The organism is Oceanobacillus sp. FSL W7-1281 (genome assembly GCF_037969835.1).
GTDB classification, from domain to species: domain Bacteria; phylum Bacillota; class Bacilli; order Bacillales; family Amphibacillaceae; genus Oceanobacillus; species Oceanobacillus oncorhynchi.
Window position 1 is genome coordinate 3,958,107 of sequence record NZ_CP150214.1, and the last position, 14,794, is coordinate 3,972,900.

Genomic DNA, 14,794 nt, shown 5'->3' on the forward strand with positions numbered 1-14,794 from the left:
TATGACCTATTAAATCATTTCTTATTTCTGTCCGTTGTGAAAAACATCACACGTAGGCCAGAAATTAAAAATGCAGTCAAATGGATAGCATTTTGCTTGCCGCCAGGCGCTTGAAAAAGTCTGCTATTACTGCCCAAATGAAGCTCCAGCAAAAAATCTTCTTTCTGTCTTCAAAAAAATGACACAAATCATGTGATTTATTTCACTACGTATTTGTTAAAGAAAGATTAAAATTTTCAACGTAATCAAATGAATGGAATTGGAAGCATCGAAAAAACAAATGAAAGAATTACCTCGTCATGGAAGGAGAATAAAAATGAAAAAACCTGGATTACAATTAATCTTGCAGACTTCAAATCTATTTATAGGATTTATGGTGTGGGTACTGATTTCATCGCTCATGCCATACATTACAATGGATATTTCATTAACATCCGGCCAAGCATCTATTATTACGGCCATCCCTGTTATTTTGGGATCTTTACTGCGTATTCCAATTGGTTTTTATGCCGATCGTTTTGGGGCACGAATTATTTTTCTCATTAGCTTTTTGATTTTACTATTCCCTGTTTTCTTCTTGAGCATTGCCGACTCTTTCGCAGATTTGGTCATTGGCGGCTTACTATTGGGGATAGGCGGAGCGGTATTCTCCATCGGAGTAACATCCCTTCCAAAATATTATCCAAAGGAAAAACATGGGTTTATCAATGGCGTATATGGGATTGGTAACGTTGGTACAGCAATTACATCCTTTGGCGCACCTGTACTCGCTGGAGCAATTGGATGGCAAGGAACCATACGTATCTTTCTGATTATCTTACTTTTATTTGCCGCACTTGTTTTTATCCTTGGTGACCGTTCAGAAGAAAAAGTGAAGAAATCGATGGCGGAACAAATTAAAGGTGTATATAAAAATACAACCTTATGGTTCCTAAGCCTATTTTATTTCATTACATTTGGTGCTTTTGTTGCTTTCACCATGTTTCTGCCAAGCTTTTTAGTAGATAACTTCAGTTTAGAACCGGTAGACGCTGGCGTTCGAACTGCTATCTTTATTGTGATTGCTACAGCATTAAGACCAATTGGGGGTTTATTGGCTGATAAATTCAATGCTTTCATTATTTTAATGTTTGTATTCATTGGGGTAGCCTTCTCAGGCATCCTATTATCCTTCTCACCAGGCATCACATGGTATACCGTTGGGGCATTGGCCGTTGCGGTAACCGTAGGGATTGGAAATGGGACTGTCTTTAAGTTAGTTCCCTTATATTTTTCCAAGCAAGCTGGAATCGTCAATGGGATTGTTTCTGCGATGGGTGGATTAGGCGGTTTCTTCCCTCCATTACTATTAACTGGTGTAGCTAATCTCACTGGACATCATGCGATTGCATTTATGTTAATGTCTGAATTTGCTATCGTCAGCTTTATCATCGTTATATTTATGTATTATCAAGATCGGGTAAGTGTGGAAGGAAAAATCATTGAAGGCGTTGCGGAGGGCATGATGATAACGAATAAAAATAAAGTCATTCAGCATATCAATCCTGCTTTCACAAGAATTACTGGCTACCATCAAGAAGAAGTCATTGGCAAAACCCCTAAGGTGATTAGTTCTGGAAAGCATGATAAAGCATTTTATAAAGACATGTGGGAATCCATTAATAACAAAGGATTCTGGCAAGGAGAAATCCAAAATCAGCGAAAAAATGGAGAAGTATATAAAGAGCTGCTTACCATCAGTCCTGTTAAAAATAATGTTGGTGAAATAATACAGTATGTCGGCGTGTTTAATGATATTTCTAATATGAAGCAATCTTCTATAAGCTGAAAAAATCCCTTGGTTTCCTGTTCAATCATGAAAACCAAGGGATTTTTTCCGTCTATTCTCATTGCCCTTTTTCCAATACCCTCTTCCCAACAAGAACCGAATGCACGCAATCTCCAGTCTTTGCAAAATAAATCCGCTCTCCGGTTTCCGCGATAAAACCATTTTCAGATAGCGGGTAAAAGCATGTGATTTGTTCATTCCGATTCAAATAAAGCAAATCATCCTGTATCGAAACGGAAGCTTTATCCCCTTCTCCTGATTGATACCCGCCGGAAAACAGGCTTAAATTCAATGTTTTTCCGGATAACACATCATCTTTCTTGAAAGGATTCTCCGCTGATATCCCTAAAAGAATATGTAGTGCAGAAACCAATATCTTTTCAGCCGGTACATCTGCCATATTGATTAAAATGGAAGCAGCTATTCCTTTTTCCTTAATGATTTGAAAGTTGGAGGAAACTCCCTTTATGCTGCCGCCATGTCCAAATCGGGTGTGTCCCCCAATCGGATTTATTTCTATCCCAAAGCCGTAATCACCGGCATTTGGCAATGAATAAGCGGAGGAGGTCATTTTTTCAATTTTCCCCTCTGAAATAAGTTGCTTGTCTTGAATCCTGCCACTTAACCGAAGCAGTTCTGCATACTTCATTACATCGCCAGCCGAAGCCTTCCAGGAGCCGTTCGTGTAAATAGCCCCAACATCCCACCAGGCTGGCGAATGAAAAATACCCGACTGCTTTTCTTGATAGGCATATAATTCCGTTACATTTTCTTTGTTAATAATGGATTCAGTCAGAAAAAAGGAATTCTTTAGCCGCAGCGGGGAAAATAATTTCCTCTCCACATAATCGATAAACGTCATTCCGCTCGCCAATTCAATGATTTTTTGCAGCATCCCATATCCTTCATTAGAGTAATTAAACACGGTTCCAGGAGGACCTAACAATGCAAAGTCCATCCTGCTTATTTGTTCAATCAATTCATCCGCCGTTTGAATGGCAGAGCTCTCCTCCCCCAGCCATTTTCCAAATAAAAAATCACCATCCGGATCCTTCCTAATGCTATTCATACGGGCGTGATGAATAGAGGGCAGTCCCGGTAAACCGCTGGTGTGGGACATAAGGTGTCTAATCTCCAGCTGTTTCAAGTAATCCTCTCTTGGCAATTTCAAATTGGGAAGCCATTCGATTACTTTATCACTGCTATGTAATCTGCCTTCTTCCTCCAGTTTCATAACCATCAGACATGTCAGGGATTTGGTGATGGACGCCAGGCCGAATATTGTATCCTTTGTAACAGGTAGCCCTTCTTCCATGTTTCTGTATCCATAATAGTTTTCATAAATGCTGTTGCCATGTTGATAGATAGTTAGTGCCATGCCGGGGATTTTTAGCTCTTTACATGTTTGATTGATTTCATTATCTAGTTCTTTTTGCGTAGATTTGGGTAACATGGTTCGAACCTCCTTCACTATATAAAAACACCCCAAACGTCAGTTGCTTGCTCTCACATTTGAGGTGTTGTATCTAAACAGAATCCTTTTGTAATTAATACAGGTATTTCTAAATACTAAAAATCATTCAAACAGAACACTGACAGAAGCATTGTTATGAACTCTCAGCACGGCATCAGCTAATAATGGCGCAATGGTCAAGGATGTGATTTTATTGATTTGTTTCTCCTCTGGCAGATAAATCGAATTGGTAATCACCAGCTCCTTGATGATCGAGGATTCAATCCGCTCCACTGCCGGCCCCGATAAAACAGGATGTGTACAGCAAGCATATATTTCTTCCGCTCCTCTATCAACCAGCGCATCAGCAGCCGATATAAGCGTTCCGGCAGTATCAATCAAATCATCGATAAGGATGACCTTTTTCCCTGCAACATCACCAATCACATTCATTACCTGCGACACATTCGGTTTGGGACGCCGTTTATCTATGAGCGCAATAGGCGCATCTAATATCGTTGCCATCTTTCTGGCACGACCTACGCCCCCATTATCCGGCGCAACAACAATAACCTCTTCCGTCGGTAATTTCTTTTTAAAATACTCCGCTAATACAGATACTCCCATAAGCTGGTCTACCGTCAGATCGAAAAAACCTTGTATTTGCCGCGCGTGCAAATCTAATGTGATTATTCTGGAGGCCCCTGCTGTTTCGATTAAATCAGCAATCAATTTGGCAGTAATCGGCTCTCTGGCCCGCGCCTTCCGATCTTGCCGCGCATAACCGTAATACGGGATGACCACATTGATGGATTCAGCTGAAGCTCTTTTCATCGCATCAATCATAATTAATAGTTCCATGATATGCTCATTTGCCGGTTCGGAAGTAGATTGGATCAGATATACTTCGCATCCTCTGATACTTTCTTCAATATTGATTTGAATTTCACCATCACTAAAGTGTTTTACAGAGCTTTTCCCAAGAGGAACATTTAAAATATCAGCGATCTCTTTAGCTAAGGTATAATGTGAATTCAATGAAAATAACCTTAATTTCGGACTACATTTCATTTTTTCAGCCTCCTGAATAATCCATCTCCGTTCACTGGAATAATCGCTTTTCTTCAACCAGCTTACGTGTACGATTATAATAAGTTATATTTATATTAAATCCTTTTGCTCGCTCTATCAAGGATTTCTGACATGCTTCTTCTTAATTATCTTTAAATTTTGATTTATTTGTAGGTTAGATAGTTATTCGCATTGATACTGCTGATTTTAAGTTTTAAATAATTTAAATTACTAAATCTCATTTATGTAGTATGTAGAATGAATAAACCATTTTATTATAATAGGATAGAAGTCAACACAGGAATATTAAATAAAGAGGCCCCCTTAATGAAAGGAGCCTCATATTTTTATCTTCTATCAATTATTTTCCGTAACTTGGTTCATTTTTTGATTAAATCAGTCAGTTATTCTAAATCAAATTAATGAATCTTCCCCTTTTTCCTGTGCAACTAATTTTTTATCATACATTTTGAAGAACGGATACCAGATTATAGACGCAACTACTAAGCCGATTAGTGCAACAACAAGAGCCATAAAGTCCCCTGTACTAATGAATGCACCTACCCCTGGAGGTGTAGGCCATGGCATCAACGCAACAATCGGATTAACGATTCCTATGCTAAGTGCCCAATAACCGATAGACGCAGCAACCATTGGTGCTAAAAAGAATGGAATAGCCATAAATGGGTTATATATAACTGGTAATCCAAATAAAATTGGTTCATTAATATTAAATAATCCCGGAACAAGGGATGTTTTACCCAATACGCTTAATTGCTTCGATTTAGCTAGAAATGCCATAAATACACATAAACCTAAAGTCGCTCCAGCACCACCTAAAAGAATAAATGCTGTTTGGAATTCACCTGCATATGGAATATTTGCTCCGCCAATATTTGCCTGCATATTATTCAGCCAAATTGGTGTCAAGAGTCCTCCTATAATCGTTGATCCATGTATACCTACAATCCATAATGTATGAAGGATGAAAGTAATCACCATCATACCTAGCCAGCTGCCAGTTAAATTCGTCACAAATCCAAATGGAATTTGTATTAATTTAAATATATCTGTTCCCATTAGAACCAATATACCGTTAAGGATAAGAACAACAAAAGCAGTGACAAATGCTGGTATTAAAGCTGTGAATGATCTGCTTACGCCTTCCGGAACTTGCTCAGGCATTTTTATGATCCAATTCTTTTTTACACATAGTCTGTATAATTGTACAGCCAAGATTGCCATAATTATCGCTGAAAATACCCCTGTAGCATCTAAACGAGCAAGCCCTTCATCTATTATTTCCCATCCACCTATGATTGTGGTATCCTCGTTAATAATATTTACAAGAGCCATTTCACCATTTTCCCAGACTAACTGGGGAATTGTCATAAATAAAGCGAAAATGGATAATAAACCACCATTTAAAGGACTTAAATTCAATTCTTCTTCTTCCGCAAATATTTTTGTATACTCATATCCGATAGTAAAGCCAAAATATAATGCTAACAAACCAATTGTTGTTTTATTTGCCAACATATACAAAGCTTCAAATCTAAAGAACGTATTGTCAAAAAAACTTTGCAAAAACGGGAATGTTTCAGGAAGTATGTTGAAAACAAGAAACATCGAACCTACAATGACGAATGGAATAGCAGCCATACCTGCGGCCATTATAGCACGCACAAAACGCCAGGAAGCCACTTTCCCCATCGGACCCATTAGATATTTTTCCAAAAAAGCAAATACTTTTCCTTCTGACTCTGCCATGGAAATCCCTCTTTCTATTATAAATTAATAGCTTCTTCATATTCTTTGATACGTTTAAAATGCTGATCCTTGTTATACTTAATGTTATATAAACGATAGATCACAAATGCACTTAACAATATCCCCATACCTAAAATGACTAATACTAGTATTTTTGAGTCCTCCTGCACCACTAGAAACGGGTATAATTGACGGAATGTCGCAGAGAATAATGTTGGCACAATCAATAGCAGGTTTGTGCTTAGTAAAATAACAAAACTGTACTTTGTATATTTAGCATGATTAGTATGAGAACTGTATATTTTCACCTGTTCTACCATACTGATAACAATTGCTATAATTAAAATCAATGGGATAAAATAAAGCGAAGAATCACTTATCAGCAATGAAATTAGCCAGTATATATTTGTGAAAAGAAAAAATGCAGTTATATATCTGACAAGTAAGTATCTATTAAAATACATGGATTTGATACTTGTTTCTTTCCTATTTTTTTCTACTAGTTCCATTCCATTGGTTTTCATATGCAAATCCCTCATTTATCTATTTTTGCAATTCTTTCATATAAAGACAGCATTTCTAAAGCAACCTCTCTCAGCGTCATTGTGGTCATTAAATGGTCTTGAGCATGAACCATAATAACATCAACATTGATATTCTCTCCCGACGAGTATTGCTGTAATAAGGATGATTGTGTTTGATGTGCTGATAACAAATCATCGTTGGCTTCTTCCAGTTTGCTTGCTGCACTTTCAAATTCGTTATTTCTCATTAATTCAAAGGCGTTGTGAATCAATGTTCTGGAAGATCCACTATGCAAAATAATATTAAAAGCAACGTTTTGAATTTGATCTTGTTCCATCCGTTTCTTCCTTTCTTCTACCTCTCGTTGAAGCAGGTATAAAATAATTTCATACCAGACGGGACTGAAAAATAAATGTAATTCTTAGTCATGAGTCTCATTTGCTGTAATGCAAGTAAGGGTATACTTTAATTGGATCGAACACTTTATAAAGAACAACCTGCCCCGTCTGATGAACTAACCCTGCTATTCTTGGATGAGTTATTCTTCTAAAACAAACCACTAAAATATAGATATCAATTTTTATCCATATATTCCTGTTATTCTGGAAGCTCTTCTAAAATTAAATTCGCTAACTTCTCGATGCCCATAGGAATTGGTACATATGCCTGCGGCGGGATGTTTACAACAGGTTTTCCAGCGCGATCGCCAGCACCTTTAAGCTGTTTATAGTACATCTTTGTTTGTGGACTTACTAAAAATAAATCGTACTTCCCCTCATCAATCATTTTCTGGCCTTCATTGGTAGAAGTAGCATCTACTTGAATTTCTTCTCCTTTCTCCTTTAGAAAATCAGTTGATTTTCTTGCTAATAAAGAAGATGACATGCCACCTGCGCAAATAATTAAAACATTTTTCATACTTCATTCCTCCGTGAATTTTACTTTTTTTTACATAAAATGATTCATTACTTCAAATTCTCACCATTTGAAGCGATAACTTCTTTAAACCAGTAAAAAGAATCCTTCCGATAACGTTCTAGCGTACCATTATCGTCATTGTCTTTATCAACATAGATAAAGCCATATCTTTTTTTCATTTCTCCTGTACTGGCAGATACTAAATCAATACACCCCCATGGCGTATAACCCATCAGGTTAACCCCATCTTCATATACTGCTTTTATCATCTGCTCTATGTGAGTGCGTAGATAGTTAATGCGATAATCATCTCGGATTCTTCCATCATCATCAAACTCATCTACAGCCCCCAGCCCATTTTCTACAATGAATAAAGGCAAATGATACATATCAGTGAACCAATTCAACGCATAACGCAGTCCTTCTGGATCAATAGCCCAACCCCAATCAGATGTTTCAATATATTCATTTCTTACGAGATCCTTAGACTCGTTGTAATCATATGTTTCATCTGATTCGTTATGGCTAATCGCAAATGACATATAATAACTTAAACCAATATAATCGACTGTACCTTTCTTTAAGACCTCTAAATCTTTTTCAGTTATATCTAAATTAAATTTCTTACGTTCAAAATACCTCTTCATGTGTCCCGGGTATTCCCCGTGAACATGAACATCTGTAAAGTAATAACGCTTTTGCATTGCTTTTTGCGCCTTTAGAATATCCTTAGGATGAGAAGTTGATGGATAAATTGGACACATCGCAATCATACATCCAATCTGGAAATCCGGATTAATTTCATGACCAACCGTTACTGCTCTTGCGCTTGCAACAAGCTCATAATGAGCAGCTTGATACATGATTTTTTCGCGATTTTCGCCTTCTTCATATTTGATACCAGAATTGGTGAATGGAGCAAAATCATCATGGAAATTTGCCTGATTATTGATTTCATTAAACGTCATCCAATAGGTCACTTTATCCTTATATCGCTCAAAACACACTCGGGCAAATTCCTCGAAAAAATCAATGAGTTTGCGGTTTCTAAACCCGCCATATTCCGTAACTAAATAATAAGGCATTTCAAAATGAGAAAGTGTAATAACTGGTTCAATTCCATACTTCAAACACTCATCAAATAAATCATCGTAAAACTTTAATCCTTCTTCATTTGGCTCTGTTTCATCCCCGTTTGGAAAAATGCGTGACCAAGCTATAGAAGTACGAAAACACTTAAAACCCATCTCAGCGAATAATTGAATATCTTCTTTATATCGATGATAAAAATCTATCGCCTCATGATTGGGATAATTTTTACCTTCTATTACTCCATCTGTAATTTCACGAGGCACACCGTGAGCACCCTTTGTCATAACGTCAGCAACGCTTGCCCCCTTGCCGCCTTCATTCCAGGCACCTTCCAATTGATGTGCAGCAACCGCTCCACCCCATAAGAACCCATCAGGTAGTTTAGACATTTATAATCTGCTCCTTTCTATCATCCTGATTAAATCGCTTTCATTTCTGTACTAAAAATTTACCTTACAGCAATCCCACAATTAACCTTTATTCAAGTTTTAATACTTCATTTACTATCAACTTTCTATGCCTTCATCTTAAATTAAAAACGTTTTCATCTGTAGAGGATGTTTTTCGGTTGGCAACGGAAATAAGTTAAAAACTATCAAAAAAAAGAGGTAAGGTGTAGAGTTGTTCTACATCTTATCTCCTTTTTATACCTTGGTCATTACTTTTTTCACTTCAGCATATGTTTCGCACTGCAATAATTTTTGCACTATTAGTCGATTATCCAATAACTTTACTAATACATCATACATTGGCTTTAAGTCATCCATCTTATTATGTGTACTGATATTTAATAAACAGATCAACTGTACAGGCTTATCTCCCCATAGAATAGAATCTTTTAAGGTAACAATAGACCAAAAGGTTTCATCCGTTTGCGGGTTCATCGGATGCGGAATGGCTACCAAGTTACCAAAGCTGGTAGGAGAATATTCCTCACGTTCTAAAACAGAATGGATAAAATTTGTATTTACCATTTCAGCTTCCAACAGCTTATTTCCTAAAAACGTAATAACTTCTTCTTTGGAGGAAAAATCCATTTTTAAGTACGTAAAGGCTTCGCGCATGTATCTTTCTATCATTTCAAAATCATTGTGTACTAATTTTTCTATTTTACTTACATCCTGTTGCCCTAGCAATGTGCTTACTTGAATAACTGGAATAGGTAATTTTTCAGGAATAGGAATCGTGCTGATAATAAAATCTATATTATGCAGCGTTTGATTTTTCAAATTATAGTACTCTGTCGTACCTAAGATATTTAAATCATCATGAAATCTATCTTTTAATTTCAATAAAAGTAATTGTGCTGTTCCTAAACCAGAAGCGCAGACTATTAAACAGCGTTTTTTATTCTTTTCGCTCTTTTCCTGTCTCTCCAATGCTGCCTCAAGATGGAGTGCGATATATCCTATTTCGTTTTCATCAATGGTTATATTCATATTTTCTTTAATCACATCTTTGCCAATAGTTAAAGCTGCTTCGTAAGAAAAAGGATATTTATTTTTAATTTCCTCCAGTAATGGATTTCTTAAATTCATTTGATATTTATACCTATTTATTGCTGGTTTTAAATGTAAACTTAATCCCAATAATAATTCTTCATCTCGAGAAAGATTCAATGAATAAGCACTATCTATTCGTTCCAGAATAATTTTGGTTAGTTGCTGGATATCCTCATCCAGTATTGTTTTTATTTCTTCTATTTCCGAATCGGAATGTGTCTTCTTCGTTCCTTGTAAATGAATCGCTAAATAAGCTGTTTCATTCACGGAAAAAGATACATTTAGTTTTTGTTCTATCTCTGATACAATCTCTTTTGCAATTGTATATTCTTTTTTATTAGTGATTTTACCTAATTCTTCTTGATACATCTCAACGACTTCTTTTTCGCGAATCCGCTTACAAGCTATGGCGATATGTGTGATTAAATTATGTAAACTGACATCAGTGATAACCGTTTTGTATTTTCTCAATTTAGATAGGATACTATCCCGAATCCACTCCATTTCATTTTTTGGTAATATCGCCATCCAATCGGACGCCTGATCAACCAAATTTGTCTTTTGATTGAAAATGTACTCAGAAATGCAAAAACGTATTTTCATTTCATCCCCATAAACTTTAATTCCATAACCGGGTTTTTGGTCTAAAAACAAATGATAATTTTCCAATACCTGACGAACACTATTTAAATCACTTTGCAATGTCGAGCGGCTAATAAACAGCTCGTCCGCAAGATCATCCATTTTAATATAGGCGGATTGCAATAATAATTTTTCCATTAAGAACTGGATGCGATCCTCTGGCTCAGTTGGGATAACCTGATTATCTTTTTCAGTTGTTTGTTTTAGAAAATGCTTAAATTTATTTTCATCAATAATATTTATCCGATACCCTTTTCCACGATGTGATTCTATGGATGCCGTATCATTATTTAATAATTTACTTAATTCCTTCATGTCATTCTGAATCGTTTTCGAACTAACTTGAAGAACAGCAGCTAGCTCAGCGCTAGTTTGTAATTCATCCGTTGTCAGTAACTGCTGGATAATTTGTTGCAGGCGGCTATTCATTTTATTCATTCTCCTTAAGTGATAACAATTTTTATTAATCAGTATAGAATAGATAATTTTAAATGACAATTTCCCTTCTAACTTTTCCAGGGTCATTATGTATTTACTTTATGCCTTTTATTTCATTGCTTCCACAAAAGCACTTATAGATATTCCTGCTTACATACTAATAAAATTTTTCTTCTTCGTAGTTTATCAACAAATAATTTTATGATAAATATTTATGTTTATCAGGCTGATATAAAGCTCTTCATCTAATATATTAGTTAGTAATAATTGATGCTAGTATAGTTTCATGGACACAACCTAGTTAAGTTTTTAAGAAATTGACAATACTAATAACGAAGGGTTGTGTCCATATGGGAAACAAAAATAATGGCAAAAAATATAATGAAGATTTTAAAAAGATGATTGTTGATCTTTATAATACTGGCAGCTCAGCTAGAGATTTAAGTAACGAATATGGCGTTTCTGAAGTAACTATATATGCTTGGGTCAAGAGATATTCTCCTATAAAAACAGAAGATGGTTCAACGGTTACTCCAGATGAAATGGTTAAAATGAAAAAACAAATGCTCCGTCTTCAGGAGGAGAATGACATCTTAAAAAAGGCTATGGCCATATTCGCGAAAAAATAAGTCTTTCTGAGCTGACAACGATGATAGAAAAACATTCCAATCACCATTCGATCCAAATGCTTTGTGATGTATTACATGTTCCTAGAAGTACGTATTACGATACATTAAATAAAACCGAATCAAATCGCAAAAAGGAAAATAAAATGTTGACCCAAGAAATTAAACGCATTTATACAGAAAGCAAACAGCGTTATGGTGCACCTAAAATCCATTATATTCTCCAAACAAAAGGTTTTCGGGTGAGTCTTAAACGTGTGCAGCGTCTGATGAAAGAAGCTGGTATTCGCTCCATTGTGATGAAGAAATTCAGACCAACACCAAGCAAAGAAACAATCATAGAGCGTGAAAATATCTTGAAACGAGACTTTTCAACAACCACGATGAATGAAAAATGGGTTGGAGATATTACGTATATCAACACATTAAAAGATGGCTGGTGTTACTTGGCTTCCGTTATGGATTTACACACAAAGAAGATAGTTGGATACGCTTTTTCACGATCCATGACAACCAATTTAATTTCAAGAGCTTTAGAAAATGCTTATCAAACTCAACAACCACAAGACGGATTAGTCTTTCATTCGGATTTAGGTTCCCAATATACCAGTGATGAATTTGCAAAAATGATTGATTCTTATCATATGACACATTCCTTTAGTCATAAGGGTTGTCCATACGACAATGCCTGCATCGAATCGTTTCATGCGATTTTGAAAAAAGAAGAAGTCAATCATGTAAGCTATATCAATTTTTATTCCGCTAAAGTAGCGTTATTCCAATATATTGAAGGGTGGTATAACCGCAAAAGAATACATGGAAGTATCCATTATCAAACACCACAAAAGCTAGAAAATAAGATAAAGGCAAGTGCGGCATAACGCAACACTTGATCCAGTGCACGGCTTTACATGGAGTGGCGGGCATGATAGCCTCTCGTGCAAAGCCAGTAACGTTTTAAATAAGCTGGTTTCCTGGCTTAGCAATCATGCCCGCAGAGGCTTCATGTCAAGCCCCCAGCGTTTTCCGGGAATCAGAATGAGAAAGCAGATTTTGACTTAACTATGTTGTGTCCGAAATATTGACATAGATCCAAATTTCCGTAAATAACCAATTTAAACTAAAAAATCCTATATATTGAATAAACCAGATAATTTTCCGGTCACGTTCAATATATAGGAAAATAATACATAGACCCTGTCATTTCAATCATTATACATGCAGCAGCCATTACTGATAGAAAAACATTTCCCTTTACCCCGTCACAGGATAACGAACTTCTCTTGTTCTTTTTGACTGATACCATTGATAGCACAAAATAATAATAATTACGATATCAACAGCGTCCCCGCCATAATACATCAACATGCCCCCGGCTTCAGCCTCCGCTCTGGGTACCCCTTCTGGAGGATAAGCATAAATGACTTTGGAAAGAATCTTATGTCCTGCTAAAGCAAGTATCAATACCAAAGAACGATAGATATAACTGTATCGATACGGAATCGGGTCAATATATAACAGTGTAGCCGCAAAAAAGTATCCAGCTAGAAAAACATGCAGGTGGACAAGCACATGAACCCACATGATTGTCTCCATCATACTGTACAAACCCGTCATATAAAGCAGCCAAAGTCCGCCTATATTTAATACTGCAGGAACAATTGGATTGGAGAGAAAATGGAAAAACGGACTTCTTAGTACAGCAGTTACTTTTTTAGCATAACGTGTCGGCAGTGTTCGCAGAAGCAGTGTCATTGGTGCAGCCAGTACCATGAATAACGGGCCGAGCATGCCTAAAAGCAAGTGGCCAAACATATGCATGGTAAAATTCTGATGCGCGATAGAAGCTAACGGATTTACAACGGTGATAATGCACAAAACACTTCCTGCTGTCCATAAAACTGTGCGGTATATAGGCCATGCCTTATTCTGTCTTTTTGAAAAAATAACTGCAGTAATGTAAAGCAATAGGCCAATGATAAAAGGGACGCTTAAAAATATTTGTGTAACAGCATCAATCGAGTGAGCAGTATGCGCCATATTTTCATGCTGATGCCCCATCATCCCGGCTCACCCTTGTGCAGCTTTAGCTGTTTCTGTGTTTGATAAACGACGGTTCCTCCGGCGATTACCATTATTCCAGCAAGAATATTCCATGTTAAATCATAGGGAAGCAGGTTTACGCCATAACGAATCTGGTGCAGCTGCATCAGTTTATGCTGAACGATACCATCATACAAATTAAACACACCAGCCCCCAGCGTCATACCGCCTAGCCACCGCTTTTTCCACCAAGCTCCCCGCCGCCTTAAATCAGCCAGCATAAAAAGCGCGCCGACAGTTGCAAACCAGCTAAATGCGTGAAACAGCCCATCGGAAATAAGACCAATTTCTGTAGTCGAACGATCATAAAAATGATGCCAGTGAAGCAATTGGTGAAAAATAGCTTCGTCAATAAAAGCAACCATCCCAAGCCCAAATAAAAAACCAGATAAAACGTTTCTGCCTGAATAGCTGAACTGTTCTTGCGTCAGTTCTTTTTTCATTATAGAAACCTCCTCTATTGGATAAAAAGCTGAAACAATGTGAATCCACAAGATTTATGACAACATTTTCAAATTAATTTTCACTCTTCCCATGAAGTTTCTTATTAAAATAGAAATATAACGTACAGACTTTCCTGAAGTCCTTCTTTCTTTTAAATAGTCATTCCCATTTCTTTTTTTTGGTAAACAGATTTTTATAATTGGATGGGGGTGGTAATTCTTTATTTGATGTACGTTTATAATGTTTTGTTTTTCTGTAGAGACAGCTGGGATCTCAAGAAAAGAAAGCCTAGACGGATTTAACAACCATTTTGATAATACTATTCATCAGATTTACCGATTTTTATATCCCCCTTTTATTCCAATGTGTGTTTATAAAATTT

At 36.5% G+C, this 14,794-nt stretch carries 12 protein-coding genes; 2 read left to right on the forward strand and 10 right to left on the reverse strand.

The genetic code is table 11. The features are described 5' to 3' along the window. Nucleotides 1-316: 316 nt before the first annotated feature. Nucleotides 317-1,828, forward strand: coding sequence for an MFS transporter (locus tag MKX55_RS19435; protein WP_339179930.1), 1,512 nt, complete (start codon nt 317-319; stop codon nt 1,826-1,828). Nucleotides 1,829-1,886: 58 nt separating this feature from the next. Here MKX55_RS19435 and MKX55_RS19440 read toward each other — a convergent pair whose 3' ends face one another. From MKX55_RS19440 to MKX55_RS19475, 8 genes are all read right to left on the reverse strand, one after another. Continuing rightward, complete coding sequence (locus tag MKX55_RS19440) at nt 1,887-3,281, reverse strand: serine hydrolase domain-containing protein (protein WP_339234294.1); 1,395 nt, start codon at nt 3,279-3,281, stop codon at nt 1,887-1,889. A 123-nt stretch (nt 3,282-3,404) separates the two neighbouring features. Next, complete coding sequence (locus MKX55_RS19445) at nt 3,405-4,352, reverse strand: ribose-phosphate diphosphokinase (RefSeq protein WP_339234296.1); 948 nt, start codon at nt 4,350-4,352, stop codon at nt 3,405-3,407. Nucleotides 4,353-4,766: 414 nt separating this feature from the next. Beyond that, complete coding sequence (gene celB / locus MKX55_RS19450; RefSeq protein ID WP_339234298.1) at nt 4,767-6,122, reverse strand: PTS cellobiose transporter subunit IIC; 1,356 nt, start codon at nt 6,120-6,122, stop codon at nt 4,767-4,769. Between the two features lie 17 nt (nt 6,123-6,139). Beyond that, nucleotides 6,140-6,631, reverse strand: a complete 492-nt coding sequence (locus MKX55_RS19455) for a hypothetical protein (RefSeq protein WP_339234300.1) — start codon at nt 6,629-6,631, stop codon at nt 6,140-6,142. A 26-nt stretch (nt 6,632-6,657) separates the two neighbouring features. Continuing rightward, nucleotides 6,658-6,984 carry a PTS cellobiose transporter subunit IIA gene (locus tag MKX55_RS19460; protein WP_339234303.1) on the reverse strand — a complete coding sequence of 109 codons (327 nt, stop codon included), beginning with the start codon at nt 6,982-6,984 and terminating at the stop codon, nt 6,658-6,660. 260 nt (nt 6,985-7,244) lie between these two features. Next, nucleotides 7,245-7,565 carry a PTS cellobiose transporter subunit IIB gene (locus MKX55_RS19465; protein ID WP_339234305.1) on the reverse strand — a complete coding sequence of 107 codons (321 nt, stop codon included), beginning with the start codon at nt 7,563-7,565 and terminating at the stop codon, nt 7,245-7,247. A gap of 47 nt (nt 7,566-7,612) precedes the next feature. After that, nucleotides 7,613-9,046, reverse strand: a complete 1,434-nt coding sequence (locus MKX55_RS19470; protein ID WP_339234308.1) for a 6-phospho-beta-glucosidase — start codon at nt 9,044-9,046, stop codon at nt 7,613-7,615. Nucleotides 9,047-9,301: 255 nt separating this feature from the next. Further along, nucleotides 9,302-11,230: a BglG family transcription antiterminator gene (locus MKX55_RS19475; protein ID WP_339234311.1), complete on the reverse strand. Its 1,929-nt coding sequence runs from the start codon at nt 11,228-11,230 to the stop codon at nt 9,302-9,304. A gap of 359 nt (nt 11,231-11,589) precedes the next feature. Between MKX55_RS19475 and MKX55_RS19480 the strand changes: the two genes are divergently transcribed. Then, a protein-coding gene (locus tag MKX55_RS19480; RefSeq protein ID WP_339234313.1) for an IS3 family transposase occupies nt 11,590-12,746 on the forward strand; the annotation gives its coding sequence in 2 pieces (ribosomal slippage) (nt 11,590-11,830 and nt 11,830-12,746; 1,158 coding nt in all). Nucleotides 12,747-13,119: 373 nt separating this feature from the next. Here MKX55_RS19480 and MKX55_RS19485 read toward each other — a convergent pair. Beyond that, the gene (locus MKX55_RS19485) at nt 13,120-13,929 is read right to left on the reverse strand and encodes a cytochrome c oxidase assembly protein (RefSeq protein WP_339179936.1); all 810 of its coding nucleotides are present in this window, start codon (nt 13,927-13,929) and stop codon (nt 13,120-13,122) included. Beyond that, entirely contained in the window at nt 13,926-14,411 is a 486-nt protein-coding gene (locus MKX55_RS19490; RefSeq protein WP_339179939.1) for a DUF2243 domain-containing protein, read from the reverse strand. The genes MKX55_RS19485 and MKX55_RS19490 overlap by 4 nt, the downstream gene beginning before the upstream one ends. Nucleotides 14,412-14,794: the final 383 nt, after the last annotated feature.

Coding starts and splice junctions, on each gene's coding strand:
- MKX55_RS19435 (WP_339179930.1), top strand. CDS start 317: ATGAAAAAACCTGGATTACAATTAATCTTGCAGACTTCAAATCTATTT.
- MKX55_RS19440 (WP_339234294.1), bottom strand. CDS start 3,281: ATGTTACCCAAATCTACGCAAAAAGAACTAGATAATGAAATCAATCAA.
- MKX55_RS19445 (WP_339234296.1), bottom strand. CDS start 4,352: ATGAAATGTAGTCCGAAATTAAGGTTATTTTCATTGAATTCACATTAT.
- celB (WP_339234298.1), bottom strand. CDS start 6,122: ATGGCAGAGTCAGAAGGAAAAGTATTTGCTTTTTTGGAAAAATATCTA.
- MKX55_RS19455 (WP_339234300.1), bottom strand. CDS start 6,631: ATGGAACTAGTAGAAAAAAATAGGAAAGAAACAAGTATCAAATCCATG.
- MKX55_RS19460 (WP_339234303.1), bottom strand. CDS start 6,984: ATGGAACAAGATCAAATTCAAAACGTTGCTTTTAATATTATTTTGCAT.
- MKX55_RS19465 (WP_339234305.1), bottom strand. CDS start 7,565: ATGAAAAATGTTTTAATTATTTGCGCAGGTGGCATGTCATCTTCTTTA.
- MKX55_RS19470 (WP_339234308.1), bottom strand. CDS start 9,046: ATGTCTAAACTACCTGATGGGTTCTTATGGGGTGGAGCGGTTGCTGCA.
- MKX55_RS19475 (WP_339234311.1), bottom strand. CDS start 11,230: ATGAATAGCCGCCTGCAACAAATTATCCAGCAGTTACTGACAACGGAT.
- MKX55_RS19485 (WP_339179936.1), bottom strand. CDS start 13,929: ATGATGGGGCATCAGCATGAAAATATGGCGCATACTGCTCACTCGATT.
- MKX55_RS19490 (WP_339179939.1), bottom strand. CDS start 14,411: ATGAAAAAAGAACTGACGCAAGAACAGTTCAGCTATTCAGGCAGAAAC.